The organism is Microbispora rosea, from assembly GCF_900156315.1.
Taxonomy (GTDB): domain Bacteria; phylum Actinomycetota; class Actinomycetes; order Streptosporangiales; family Streptosporangiaceae; genus Microbispora; species Microbispora rosea.
Genome location: NZ_FTNI01000001.1, coordinates 330,076 through 343,134, shown reverse-complemented (window position 1 = coordinate 343,134; position 13,059 = coordinate 330,076). Strand labels below are relative to the sequence as shown.

The following is a 13,059-nucleotide window of genomic DNA, read 5'->3' as shown; positions in this document are numbered from 1 at the left end:
CACGGCCGCCCGTTCGCGCGCTTCCTCCCATCCGGACTTTCACCGTCGGTCCTGGAATCTCACCAGGTCCACCGGCCGATGGCTTCGGCCGGGTCGCGGACTTCACCCCTGGGGACAGGGGTGTCACCGCCGGTTCGGAATTACACCGACCCCGGAGCACGCTGCTCTGCTACCCGTCAGTGTAGCCATGCCCGGCTTGTAGCCGTAGGGCGGGATTGTGGTGATCTGCGGCACACGCTTACCCCGTTGGGTTCGTCTCAGCGGTGTGCGGGTTGTGTCACAAAGCTGTGACACAAAAGCATTTGTGTAATAAGTAGTGTTCCGCGCCACGTATACCGAGGTCAATGCGGTCGCAGGACACAAGGTGATTTACTTTGCACAACGAAGCAAACAAGTGGCGGACTGCCCGCCCCAAGTGATTGACCCCTGCAAAATTAGTTGCCAGGGTTCCCTATAGTCGGATCTCTTCCGATCGTTAATGGTCCACCCGGGAGCACCGCACCATGACGTTCCCCTCCTCGACCGCGACCGACGCCGCCGCCGAGTCCGCGGACACCGCGGGCGCCGCCGGTTCCGGTTCCGCCGTCGTCGGCCGATCGCCCGGCCAGCTCATGTGGCGCCGTTTCCGGCGCGACAAGACGGGCGTGGTCTCGGCCTTCATCGTGCTCGCGTTCTTCCTGATCGCGCTGCTGGCTCCCGTGATCGCCGCGCTGTACGGCAAGGATCCGTACACGACCTACGGCCAGAACCAGCCCGGCCTGCTCAACGACTTCGGCTACCCGATCGCGCCCAACGGCGGCATGAGCGGCGACTTCTGGTTCGGCCTGGAGCCGGGCCTGGGCCGCGACGTGTTCACCCAGCTCGTGTACGGCATCCGCACCTCGCTGAGCATCGCGATCGTCGTGACGGTGATCACCACCGTCATCGGCGTCGCGATGGGCATCACCTCCGGCTATCTCGGCGGCAAGACGGACTACGTGATCGGGCGGGTCATCGACACGCTGCTCGCGTTCCCCTCGCAGCTCTTCCTGATCGTCTTCCTGCCGGTCGTCGAGGCCGCGATCGTGCTGCCGGAGGAGGAGACGCCCGTCTGGCTGCGCTACGTGTCCATCTGCGTCGTCCTCACCGTCCTCGGCTGGGCCACGATCGCCCGCCTGCTCCGCGCGCAGGTGCTGTCGCTGCGGGCGCGCGAGTTCGTGGAGGCGGCCCGCGTCACCGGCGCGTCGCCGGCCAGAGTGATCTTCAAGGAGCTCCTGCCCAACCTCTGGACGCCGATCATCATCCAGTCCACGCTCGCGCTCCCGCTGTACGTGGGCGCCGAGGCCGGTCTCGGCTTCCTGGGCGTCGGCATGACGGAACCCACCCCCGACTGGGGCCGGATGTTCCAGGTGGGGGTGAACGTCTACCACTCCGACGTGACCTACCTCCTGTTCCCCGGCGTGTCCATGCTGATCTTCGTCGTCGCGTTCAACCTGCTCGGGGACTCCATCCGCGACGCCTTCGACCCCAAGACAAAGCGCTGACCACGCGCGCTCTCCCCCATAGGAAGGACCACATGAGATCGCATAGCAGGCGGATCGCCTCGATGACGGCCGTGCTCGCGGCGGGCGCGCTCGCCCTCGCCGGCTGCGCCAAGGGCGGAGGCGGCGGGGCGCCCCAGGGCGCAGCGGGCACCGCCTCGCAGAAGCCCCTGGAGAACAAGGCCGTCAGCGCCATCTCGGTCGGCACCGCGGCCGACTCCACGGGCCCCGCACCCGAGGTGTCCGGCGCCAAGTCCGGCGGCACGGTCTACATGATCGACCGGGACGACTTCAGCCACCTGGACCCGGGCCGCGTCTACGTGAACTACAACTCCTCGGTGTCCCACCTGTTCACCCGCCAGCTCACGGCGTACAAGCACGACGACGCGGGCAACATCAAGCTCGTCGGCGACCTGGCCACCGACACCGGCACCACCACGGACAACGGCAAGACGTGGCAGTTCACGCTCAAGGACGGCCTGAAGTGGCAGGACGGCACGCCGATCACCTCCGCTGACATCAAGTACAGCTTCGAGCGCCTGTTCGCCGACTTCATCACCGAGGGCCCGGACTACGCCGAGACGTGGCTGGTCCCGGACCCGAAGAAGCCGTTCCGCGACCAGTACAAGGGCCCGTACGACGGCAAGGAGCTCGACACGATCGAGACTCCGGACGACAAGACGGTGATCTTCAAGCTCAACGGGGAGCACCCGGACTTCAACTTCACCGTGGCCATGACCGGCTACGGCGCCGTGCCCAAGGCGCAGGACACGAAGCAGAAATACGACAAGCAGCCGTTCTCCTCGGGTCCGTACAAGATCGTGAGCCACATCACGGACAAGTCGATGGACCTGGAGCGCAACGAGAACTGGGACCCGAAGACCGACCCCATTCGGCACGCGTACCCGGACAAGTTCCACATGGAGTTCGGCCTTCAGTCGCAGCAGACGACCGAGCGCTTCATGGCCGACACGGGCAACGACAAGCAGGCGTTCACCTTCCACAACCCGGTCGCGCCCGAGCGCATCCAGGAGGTGCTGAGCGACCCCGAGCTGATGAAGCGGTCGCTGCAGGGCCTGACGCCGTTCACGACCTTCTACAACATCAACACCACGCGGGTCACCGACGTCAACGTCCGCAAGGCCATCATCACCGCCTGGCCGTCCAAGCAGATCCAGCAGCTCCAGGGCGGTGAGATCTCGGCCGGCAAGATCGCCACGACGGTCATGAGCCCGACGGTGCTCGGCTACGAGGCGTTCGACCTGTACAACAAGCTCGCCAAGCCCGAGGGCGACCCCGAGGCGGCCAAGGCGCTGCTCGCCAAGTCGGGCGACCCGAACCCGACCGTCGTCTACGCCTACAACCAGACGCCGGTCCAGGAGAAGGTCACCGTCGCCATCAAGGAGGCGCTGACCAAGGCCGGCTTCAAGGTCGTGGCCAAGCCCCTCAACCCGACGACGTACTACGACGCCATCGGCCCGGTGGACAACAAGTTCGACATCTACTGGGGCGGCTGGGCGGCCGACTGGCCGACCGGATCGACCTCGATCCAGCCGCAGTACGACGGCCGGCTGATCTCCGACAACCAGCCGAACTACACGCACCTCAACCTGCCGGAGATCAACGACGCCATCGACAAGGCCAACGCCATCAGCGACCCTGCCGAGGCGGGTAAGGCGTGGGCCGCGATCGACCGGCAGATCATGGACAAGGCCGCGATCGTCCCCGAGTTCTACCAGACCTACTTCGGCCTGTACGGCTCGGGCCTCGGCGGGGTCAAGTTCGACCCGGTCGAGGGCGAGCAGTCGGCGCTCGACATCTACGTGAAGTAGCAGCAACCGGGTCCGCCGCCCCTTCACCGGGGCGGCGGGCCCCCTGCCCGTCCCGCCCGCAGGAGCAAGTCCGAGACCATGACCAGCTATCTGGTACGCCGCGTCGCCGGCGCCCTCGTGATCCTGATGATCATCAGCGCGATCACGTTCTACCTCTTCTACGCCGTGCCGCGTGACCCCGCCCGGGCGTTCTGCGGCAAGATCTGCCAGCCCGAGACGCTGGCGTTGATCCGGCACAACCTGGGCATGGACGAGCCGCTCTTCGTGCAGTACTGGCACTGGCTGGCAGGCATCTTCACGGGCCGCGAGTTCGTCCAGTTCGGCGAGTGCCCGGCGCCCTGCCTCGGCTACTCCTTCGCCACCCAGGAGCCCGTCTTCGGCGCCATCGTCGACCGCTTCCCGGTGACGCTGTCGCTCACCCTGGGCGCGTCGGTGGTCATCCTGGCGTTCGGCATCATGACCGGCATGATCGCGGCCTGGAAGGTCGGGCAGCCGCTCGACAAGATCGCCAGCGCGTCGTCGGTCGTCGGGGCCTCGCTCCAGATCTACTTCGTCGGGCCGCTGCTGGCGTTCTACCTCGTGGACACCCTGCAGCTGATCCCCCGCCCGTCGTACGTGCCGATCACCGAGAACCCGCTGGACTGGTTCACCCACCTGCTGCTGCCGTGGGTGGTGTTGTCGATCATCTTCACCGCCAACTACACGCGCATGACCCGCTCGCAGATGGTCGAGCAGCTCGCCGAGGACTACGTCCGCACGGCGCGCGCCAAGGGCATGTCGAGCAGGTCGGTCTTCTTCCGCTTCGCCTGGCGCGGCGCGATGATCCCGATTGTCACGATCTTCGGTGTCGACCTCGCCACGCTGCTGGGCGGCGCGATCATCACCGAGCAGACGTTCAGCCTGCACGGCATCGGCGAGCTGGCCGTACGCGCCGTGCAGAACACCGACCTGCCGATGCTGCTCGGCGTGACCATCGTGGGCGCGGCGGCGATCGTCCTGCTGAACATCCTGGTGGACGTGCTCTACGCGTTCATCGACCCGCGGGTCCGCCTCAGCTGAGCCCCCGCCCTGCCAACGCCTCACCAAGTCGAACCGGGAACTGGAGCAGCAAGTGACCACCGTGTCGTGGAGCAGCGAGCCGGGGACCTCGCGCGGCCCCGGGCCGTTCCTGTCCGTCCGCGACCTGAGCGTCGAGTTCAGCACCGAGGACGGCATCGTGCACGCCGTCGACAACCTGTCCTTCGATCTGGAGAAGGGCACCACGCTCGGCATCGTCGGCGAGTCCGGATCGGGCAAGTCGGTGACCAACCTCGCCATCCTCGGCCTGCACGACCCCGCCCACACGAAGATCGGCGGGGAGATCTGGCTGGAGGACCAGGAGCTGATCTCGGCGGACCGCACCACGATGGAGAAGCTCCGCGGCAACCGCGTCGCGATGATCTTCCAGGACCCGCTGACCGCGCTGTCGCCGTTCCACACGATCGGCCGGCAGATCGGCGAGGTCTACCGCAAGCACAAGGGCGCGAGCAAGAAGGAGGCCCGCGACCGCGCCGTCGAGATGCTCCGGCGCGTGGGCATCCCCCAGCCGGAGACGCGGGTGGACCACTACCCGCACGAGTTCTCCGGCGGCATGCGGCAGCGCGCGATGATCGCGATGGCGCTGGTGTGCGACCCCGACCTGCTCATCGCCGACGAGCCGACGACCGCGCTCGACGTGACCGTGCAGGCGCAGATCCTCGACCTGCTCAAGGAACTCCAGCAGCAGTTCGGCACCGCGATCATCCTGATCACCCACGACCTCGGCGTCGTGGCCGGCACCGCCGACAACGTCATGGTCATGTACGCCGGGCGGGCGGCCGAGCGCGGCACCGTCCGGGAGGTGCTGCGCGAGCCGCGCCACCCCTACACCTGGGGCCTGCTGTCGTCGATGCCGCGCCTGAACTCGTCCGTCGACGTCCCGCTGATGCCGGTGCGCGGCACTCCCCCGAGCCTGCTGAACCCGCCGTCCGGCTGCCCGTTCCACCCGCGCTGCGACTACCCGAAGCTCGCCGGGCCGGAGCTGTGCTTCAACCAGCGGCCGTCGATCTCCCCGGAGACCGGGCACGGCGACGCCTGTTACCTCACCCTCGAGCAGAAGAGGGAACTCCGCACCGCGAAGACCGAGGACCACGCATGAACGAGACGCTGCTGGAGCTCAAGGAGCTGGTCAAGCACTTCCCCGTGCGGGGTGGCGCGCTGATCAAGCGTCAGGTCGGAGCCGTCCACGCGGTGGACGGCATCGACCTCACGGTCGGCGCGGGCGAGACCGTCGGCCTGGTGGGCGAGTCGGGCTGCGGCAAGTCCACCACCGGCCGCCTGGCGGCCCGCCTGCTCGAACCCACCACGGGCAAGGTCCTCTATCAAGGTCAGGACATCAGCCACAACTCGCGCCGGCAGCTCAAGCCGATCCGGTCCGAGATCCAGATGATCTTCCAGGACCCCTACAGCTCGCTCAACCCCCGCCACACCGTGGGCACGATCATCCGCGGGCCGATGGAGGTCAACGACATCAACCCGCCCGGCGGGCGCAAGAAGCGGGTCCAGGAGCTGCTGGAGATCGTCGGCCTCAACCCCGAGCACTACAACCGCTTCCCGCACGAGTTCTCCGGCGGCCAGCGGCAGCGCATCGGGATCGCCCGGGCCCTCGCGCTCGACCCCAAGCTCATCATCGCCGACGAGCCGGTGTCGGCGCTGGACGTCTCCATCCAGGCCCAGGTGGTCAACCTGCTGCAGGAGCTGCAGCGCGACCTCGGCATCGCGTTCCTGTTCATCGCCCACGACCTCGCGATCGTGCGGCACTTCTCGCAGCGCGTCGCCGTCATGTACCTCGGCAAGATCGTGGAGGTGGGCGACCGTGAGTCGATCTACGAGCGGCCCCGGCATCCGTACACGCACGCCCTGTTGTCGGCCGTGCCCGAGCCGGACGTGTCGAGCGAGCCGCGCGAGCGGATCCGCCTGGCCGGCGACGTGCCCTCGCCGATCAACCCGCCGTCCGGCTGCCGGTTCCGCACGCGCTGCTGGAAGGCCCAGGACAAGTGCGCCACGGAGGTGCCGCCCCTGGTCAGGCTCAGCGGCAACCGCGAGGGCCACCTGACCGCCTGCCACTTCCCCGAGGCACCCACCACCCAGGGCGAGGACGTGGTCCTCGACCCCGCCCTCGCCTAACCCCCCTCCCCCCGCGTGATCTCTTCACCGTCCGTGATCTTGTACCCAGCGACACACTGCAAGATCACGGACGGCGCTTTCCCTGCTCGGGGGCATGAAGCAGTGGAACGCTGAAAGATCACGAAGCATGGAGTTGCAGGTCAAGCCATACGACTGCGACAAACTACAAGATCACCACCTGGGTGGGGTGGCTCGTTCGGCGAGGGTCCTGAGCTCCTGGACGGCGCGGGCGGGGTCGTCGGCGCCGTAGACGGCGTTGCCCGCCACGAAGACGTCGGCCCCGGCCTCGGCACAGCGCTCGATCGTCTCCGCGGAGACGCCGCCGTCGACCTGGAGCCACACCTCGCCGCCGTGCTTGTCGATCAGCGCCCGTGCCCGCGCCAGCTTCGGCAGCACGATGTCGAGGAAGCGCTGCCCGCCGAAGCCCGGCTCGACGGTCATGACGAGCATCATGTCGATCTCGGGCAGCAGGTCCTCATACCCCTCGACGGCGGTCGCCGGGTTCAGCGCCAGACCGGCCCGCGCCCCGGCGGCGCGGATCGCCCGCAGCGTGCGCACGGCGGCCTTGGCCGCCTCGGCATGGATCGTGACGCTGGCCGCACCCGCCTCCGCGTAGTCCGGCGCCCACCGGTCCGGGTCGTGGATCATGAGGTGGCAGTCGACCGGCGTCGCGGTGGTCTTCAGCAGCGACTCGACGACCGGCAGGCCGAGCGTCAGGTTCGGCACGAAGTGGTAGTCCATGACGTCGACGTGGAGCCAGTCGGCGACGTTCTCCACCCGTGCGGCCTCGTCGGCGAGGCGGGCGAAGTCTGCGGACAGGATGCTGGGCGAGATCTGAACGGCCATAGTGCCTGCAGTCTATTTCCCCTCCCCCGGCGGCCACGACGGTCACGGGCCGGGACGCCGGGACGCCGCTGCTCACCGGCCCAGCGCCGGCTCCCGACGGGCGAGAGTTCGCGTACAGGGCGTCACGAGGTGGACGTGTCCGCTCGGGCTTCGGGTGCGAGCCGCGGGCGATGTGCCGGCGGGCCGGTGGATTCGCCGCTCTGCCGATAGTCGGCAAGGTCGCGCAGGTGCCGGATCGGTGAGGCCAGCAGGACCAGCGGTACGCAGACGGCCGCGACGACGAAGATCAACAATGTGATCCGGCCGCCGAGCATCCCGGCGACCACTCCGGCGATCAACCCGCCGATCGGGATCGCACCCCAGGAGACGAAGCGGACCGTGGCCATCACCCGAGGCAGCAGGTCGGGAGGACTGGCGATCTGCCGATACGTGCGGGTCACGACACTGAGCACCACGACGCCGGCGGCGAACACCACGTTGCCCGCGGCGAAGGCGGCGAAGGCCTGCCAACCGATGCCGAGAGGAACGACGAGCGCCCCGGCGACCGCGACGAAACCGGCGACGATCAGGGCGCGGGCGGTGCCGAGCCTGGCCGTGACCCGGTTCGTCAAAGCCGCGCCGATCAGCGTGCCGACGCCGTCCGCCGCCAGCAGCAGGCCGACGAGGCCGGGCTCGGCGTGCAGCTCGCGTACGAGGTACAGCGCGTAGAGCGCCTGCTGTGCCCCGCAGACCGTGTTGGCCGCGGTGGCGGCCCACATGCACGGACCCATGAGCGGGTGGTGCACGACGAAACGCCAGCCTTCGCCGATCATCGCGCGTATCGGCGGCCAGCGGTCGGGCGCCTGTGCGCGACGCTCGGGCAGGGTCCGCAGCAGCAGGGCCGAGACAAGGTAGCCGGCCGCGTCGACGAGGAGGGTGGGCACCGCACCGAGCACCTGGACGACGAGGCCGCCGACCGACGGGCCGCCGAGCTGAGTGGTGGCGTGGGTGCCGGACGTCAAACTGTTGCGAGACTGCAACTGCTCCCTGCTCACGATCGACGGCAGGAAGGTCGAGTTGGCGACGTCGAAGACGACGGTCGCGAAGCTCGTCACGAGGGCCACGATCACCAGCTGGGCGACCGTCAGCCGGTCAAGCCACCAGGCCAGCGGGATGGAGACGACCGCCGCCGCGCGGGCCACGTCGGCGCCGACCTGCACCCTCCGCATGGGGAGCCGCTGCACGACCACCCCGGCGGGCAGGCCTATCACGATCCAGGCGACGTAGCCGGCGGCGGCGATCATGCCCATCTGGAACGCGGAGGCGTCGAGCACCGTCAAGGCCGTCAGCGGCAGCGCCACCGCGCCCACCGCCGAGCCGACCGCGCTGGTGGTGCCCGCCGCCCACCACCGCCAGAAGACGCCCGCCCCACCTCCACTGTCGATTCCCATCCCGGTGCCCGCCTCTCCTCGAGTGAGTTCCAATCTGAAACGCACTATACTGGAGCACGTGAGGCGCGCCGATCTTTCCGACTCCGACTGCGGCATCGCGCAAGCGCTCGGAGTGATCGGCGACTGGTGGACGTTCCTGATCGTGCGCGACGTCGCGGGCGGCATCACCCGCTTCGACGGCCTCCAGCGTGAGCTCGGCGTCAGCCGTCGAGCTCTGGCCGAACGCCTGGCCGGGCTTGTCGAACATGGGGTGCTCGAGAGGCGGCCCTATTCCGATCACCCGCCGCGCTACGACTACGTGCTGACCGCGAAGGGTGAAGGCCTGCTGCCGGCGCTCATCGCCCTGCAGGATTGGGGCACCAGACATGTGATGGGCGACGGTGTGCTGACCGCGACCAGCGAGGACGGGTCCGCCGAGAGCCGTCGCGTGCACGATCTGGTCAGCCGGAAACTCCCGGATGTCGTGCTGGAACGACACGACGGCGAGCCGGTCACGCCCAGCGCACCGGGCGTCTGGACCGTGCTCTTCTTCTTCCCCGGCGCCTTCGCCCCGGGCGCCCAGGGCTACCCGCCCGGCTGGACCGACATCCCGGGGACGAAGGGGTGCACGCTGGAGGCTCTCACCTATGCGTCACGGAGTGCCGACTTCGAGGCGGCAGGCGCCGCGGTCCGGGGCGTGAGCACGCAGCGACCCGACCAGTTGGCCGCCTTCGTCGCGCACGCGCGGTTGCCCTACCCCCTCCTATCGGACCAGGACAGCAGGCTCGCCGCCGGGCTGCTGCTGCCGACCTTCCGAACGGCAGGCGTCGACCGCTTCAAGCGCCTCACTCTGTTGGCCGACCCCGACGGGATCATCCGGGCGGTGCAGTTTCCGATCAACGATCCGGCCGGTTCAGTGGACGAGATGCTCGCCCTCGTACGCGGTCGATGACGACGATCCGGCGCCTCCGCGGTCGATGACGACGGTCCGCGGCTTCGTCACCCGTCGCGCGTCCGTCAGGAGCGGCGCAGCAGCGCGAGGAACATCGCGTCCGTCCCGTGCCGGTGCGGCCAGAACTGCGCGTACGGGCCGTCGCCGAGACCGGGCACCTCCGGCAGGAACGCGCGGGCGTCCAGCACCTCCACGCGGTCGCGCACGTCCTCCACCACCGCCCTGGTCTCGGCCAGGTGCGGCGAGCAGGTGACGTACGCCACGACGCCGCCCGGCCGGACGGCATCGAGCGCCGAGCCGAGCAGCCGCCGCTGCAGCGCGGTGAGTTCGGGGATGCTCCGGGGGTCGCGCCGCCAGCGGGCCTCCGGGCGCCTGCGCAGGGCGCCGAGCCCGGTGCAGGGGGCGTCGAGCATCACCCGGTCGAACGCGCCCGGCCGCCAGGCGGGCCGCGTGCCGTCCGCCGTGATCACCTTCGCCTCGCGGGTGGTGCCCCACACCAGCCGGGCGCGGTGATATTGCACGTCGGCGCCGAGCAGCCGGGCGCCCCGCTGCGCCGCCACCGCGTCGAGCAGCCCGGCCTTCCCGCCCGGGCCCGCGCACATGTCCAGCCACGTGCTGTCCTGGTCGAGCGGCACCCGGGTCAGCGCGAGCGCGACGAGCTGGCTGGCCTCGTCCTGCACCGCGGCCCGGGCCTCCCCCACGGCGGGGATGGCGCCCGGGTCGCCCTCCGGCAGATAGGCGGCGTACGGCGAGTAGGCGGCGCGCTCGGCGCCTGCCGCGACCAGTTCCTCCACGGTTGCCCGCCCCGGCCGCGCCACCAGCGCCACGCGGGGCCGCTCGTTGTCGGCCTCCAGCAGCGCGGCCGTCTCGTCCACGTCCCCGCCGACCGCGTCGCGCAGGGCCGTGACGATCCAGCGCGGGTGGCTGTAGGCGACCGTCAGGTTGCCGATCGGGTCCTGGTCACGCGGCGGGGCGACGATCTCCAGCCACTGCTCCAGCGTGCGGCCCGCGACCTTGCGCAGCACGGCGTTGGCGTAACGGGACGGGCCCGGCCCGACGCGCAGCCGCACGAGGTCGATGGTGGCGCTGACCGCCGCGTGGGGCGGGATCCTGGTGCGCAGAAGCTGGTGGACGCCGAGACGCACGGCGTCGAGCAGCGGCGGGTCCACCTCCTCGGGTGGCCGGTCGCTGCACGCCGCGATGACCTCGTCGTAGGTCCCGAGGCCGCGCAGCGTGCCGTACGCCAGCTCGGTGGCGAGGGCCGCGTCGCGTCCGGTGATCCGCCGCTGCCGCAGCAGGGTCGGCATGAGCAGGTTGGCGTACGCGTCGCGCTCGTCGACGGCCCGCATCAGGTCGTAGGCGGCGTTGCGCGCCTCGTCGCGGGGCGGGCGACCCCGGCCCTGCTTCGGCTGCCCGGCCTTCGCCGCGTGAGCGGCCTGCCCGCCGCGGCCCGGCCTGCCGCCGCGTCCCGGGCGGACCTGCCCGGAGTCGCCGCCCTGGCCGCTTCCCTGGCCGCTCCCCTGACCGCGCCGTGCGCCGCCGCCCTGACCTCTGCCCTGCTTCACGCTGTCACCCTCGACCCTGCCACGACCCTGCCACGACCCTGTCCACCTCGATGCCGCCGCGTTCGACGCTGCCGCGCTTGACGCGCCCTCGGCCCTGTCACTCGCCGATCCGCCGCCTCGGCTCCGCCGGTCACCGACACGGCTCCGGCTCGGCTTCCGGCTCAGCGGCCCACCTTCCGCTGCCCGCCATGCGGTCCTCCCGGCAGAATGCCAGGGCCGCAGTCACGGCGGGCAGGGCCCTTCAGACCAGGGTCTCACCGTCCGAGAACCGGACGCCGCGGCCCCATTCGGCCGCGGTCATCTGCCGCTTGCCCTGCGGCTGCACCTCGCCGAGCTCCACCGGGTGGCTGCCGGTCCCGACGAGGACGACCTTCGGCGTGGCCGCGATCTCGCCGGGGGCGAGCTTGCCCGCGTCGGGCGCGAGCCGTACCGGGCCGATCTTGACCCGCTGACCGCGGAACTCGGCCCACGCGCCGGGAGCCGGAGTGCAGGCCCGCACCAGCCGGTCCACCCGCATCGCGGGCGCCGTCCAGTCGATCCTGGCGTCCTCGACGGAGATCTTCGGGGCCAGGCTGACGCCGTCCGCGGGCTGCGGACGCGCCTCCAGCGTGCCGTCCTCGACCCCGTCGAGCGTGGCCAGCAGCAGGCCCGCGCCGGCCTCCGCGAGCCGGGCCAGCAGCGCGCCGCTCGTGTCGTCCGGCCGGATCTGCTCGGTGAGCACGCCGAACACCGGCCCCGCGTCCAGCTCCTTCACAATGCGGAAGGTCGAGGCCCCGGTGACGTCGTCGCCGCGCAGCACGGCGTGCTGCACGGGCGCCGCGCCGCGCCAGGCGGGCAGCACGGAGAAGTGCAGATTGATCCACCCCTGCGCGGGAATGTCGAGCGCCGCCTGCGGCAGCAGGGCGCCGTACGCGACCACGGGGCAGCAGTCGGGGCCGATCGCCCTCAGCCGGTCGAGGAACTCCGGGTCTGCGGCCTTCGCCGGCTTGAGCACCTCGATCCCCGACTCCTCCGCGAGCTGCGCCACCGGGCTGGGATGCATCTTGCGTCCCCGGCCCGACTGCGCGTCCGGCCGGGTCACCACGGCCGCCACCTCGTGGCGGGGCGAGTCCAGCAGGGCGCGCAGCGACGGGAGCGCGGTGTCGGGCGTGCCGGCGAAGACCAGGCGCACTACAGAGCCCTTCCCTGCGTGGCGTGCGGTGAGATCTTCACCACCGGCGCCGACAGGCCGCTCCACTCGGCCTCGCGGATCGCCTTCATCGCGAGCTTGCGCTGCTTGGAGTCCAGGCGGTCGATGAACAGCACGCCGTCCAGGTGGTCGGTCTCGTGCTGGAAGCAGCGCGCCATGAGATCGGTGCCCTCGAGCGTCACCGGCTCACCGTGCATGTTGAAGCCCTTGGCCACCGCCCTGATCGCGCGGGGCGTCGGGAAGGTCAGGCCGGGGAAGGACAGGCAGCCCTCCTCGCCCTCCTCGTCCACCTCGCCGCCGAGGTCGAGATCCGGGTTGATGAGGTGCCCGAGCTGCTCGTCCACGTAGTAGGTGAACACGCGCAGGCCGACGCCGATCTGCGGCGCGGCCAGGCCGGCGCCCGGCGCGTCCATCATGGTGTCGGTCAGGTCCTTGACGAGCTTGCGCAGTTCCTTGTCGAAGTCGACCACCGGCTCGGCCGGGGTGCGCAGCACCGGGTCGCCGAACAGGCGGATCGGCTGAATGGCCAAGGGTCGGCTCCG

11 protein-coding genes and 1 riboswitch are annotated in these 13,059 nt (G+C 70.2%); of the genes, 6 read left to right on the top strand and 5 right to left on the bottom strand.

The genetic code is table 11. The features are described 5' to 3' along the window. Positions 1 to 13 precede the first annotated feature (13 nt). Positions 14 to 164: riboswitch (FMN riboswitch) on the bottom strand. A 339-nt stretch (positions 165 to 503) separates the two neighbouring features. From BXA11_RS01605 to BXA11_RS01585, 5 genes are all read left to right on the top strand, one after another. Then, positions 504 to 1,523, top strand: coding sequence for an ABC transporter permease (locus BXA11_RS01605; protein WP_076432095.1), 1,020 nt, complete (start codon positions 504 to 506; stop codon positions 1,521 to 1,523). Between the two features lie 32 nt (positions 1,524 to 1,555). After that, positions 1,556 to 3,352 carry an ABC transporter substrate-binding protein gene (locus BXA11_RS01600; RefSeq protein ID WP_076432092.1) on the top strand — a complete coding sequence of 599 codons (1,797 nt, stop codon included), beginning with the start codon at positions 1,556 to 1,558 and terminating at the stop codon, positions 3,350 to 3,352. A gap of 78 nt (positions 3,353 to 3,430) precedes the next feature. Then, positions 3,431 to 4,411, top strand: a complete 981-nt coding sequence (locus BXA11_RS01595) for an ABC transporter permease (protein WP_076432090.1) — start codon at positions 3,431 to 3,433, stop codon at positions 4,409 to 4,411. 52 nt (positions 4,412 to 4,463) lie between these two features. Continuing rightward, positions 4,464 to 5,528, top strand: coding sequence for an ABC transporter ATP-binding protein (locus BXA11_RS01590; protein ID WP_051761873.1), 1,065 nt, complete (start codon positions 4,464 to 4,466; stop codon positions 5,526 to 5,528). Beyond that, on the top strand, positions 5,525 to 6,556 hold the full coding sequence (locus BXA11_RS01585) for an ABC transporter ATP-binding protein (RefSeq protein WP_076432088.1): 1,032 nt from the start codon (positions 5,525 to 5,527) through the stop codon (positions 6,554 to 6,556). The genes BXA11_RS01590 and BXA11_RS01585 overlap by 4 nt, the downstream gene beginning before the upstream one ends. A 171-nt stretch (positions 6,557 to 6,727) precedes the next feature. On the opposite strand, the gene rpe is transcribed toward BXA11_RS01585, so the two are convergent. Together rpe and BXA11_RS44270 are read right to left on the bottom strand one after the other, a co-directional pair. Further along, on the bottom strand, positions 6,728 to 7,402 hold the full coding sequence (rpe, locus tag BXA11_RS01580) for a ribulose-phosphate 3-epimerase (protein WP_030508998.1): 675 nt from the start codon (positions 7,400 to 7,402) through the stop codon (positions 6,728 to 6,730). Positions 7,403 to 7,524: 122 nt separating this feature from the next. Then, positions 7,525 to 8,832, bottom strand: a complete 1,308-nt coding sequence (locus BXA11_RS44270) for an MFS transporter (RefSeq protein ID WP_076432086.1) — start codon at positions 8,830 to 8,832, stop codon at positions 7,525 to 7,527. Positions 8,833 to 8,854: 22 nt separating this feature from the next. Here BXA11_RS44270 and BXA11_RS01570 point away from each other — a divergent pair, with 22 nt between their 5' ends. Continuing rightward, complete coding sequence (locus BXA11_RS01570) at positions 8,855 to 9,763, top strand: winged helix-turn-helix transcriptional regulator (protein WP_239104820.1); 909 nt, start codon at positions 8,855 to 8,857, stop codon at positions 9,761 to 9,763. A gap of 65 nt (positions 9,764 to 9,828) precedes the next feature. On the opposite strand, the gene BXA11_RS01565 is transcribed toward BXA11_RS01570, so the two are convergent. The 3 genes from BXA11_RS01565 to def all read right to left on the bottom strand — a co-directional run bounded on the left by BXA11_RS01565 (position 9,829) and on the right by def (position 13,047). After that, positions 9,829 to 11,328 (bottom strand): RsmB/NOP family class I SAM-dependent RNA methyltransferase, encoded by a 1,500-nt coding sequence (locus BXA11_RS01565; protein ID WP_076432082.1) that lies wholly within the window; start codon positions 11,326 to 11,328, stop codon positions 9,829 to 9,831. Between the two features lie 241 nt (positions 11,329 to 11,569). Then, positions 11,570 to 12,499 carry a methionyl-tRNA formyltransferase gene (fmt, locus tag BXA11_RS01560; protein WP_030508994.1) on the bottom strand — a complete coding sequence of 310 codons (930 nt, stop codon included), beginning with the start codon at positions 12,497 to 12,499 and terminating at the stop codon, positions 11,570 to 11,572. Continuing rightward, entirely contained in the window at positions 12,499 to 13,047 is a 549-nt protein-coding gene (gene def, locus BXA11_RS01555; RefSeq protein ID WP_030508993.1) for a peptide deformylase, read from the bottom strand. The genes fmt and def overlap by 1 nt, the downstream gene beginning before the upstream one ends. Positions 13,048 to 13,059 lie beyond the last annotated feature (12 nt).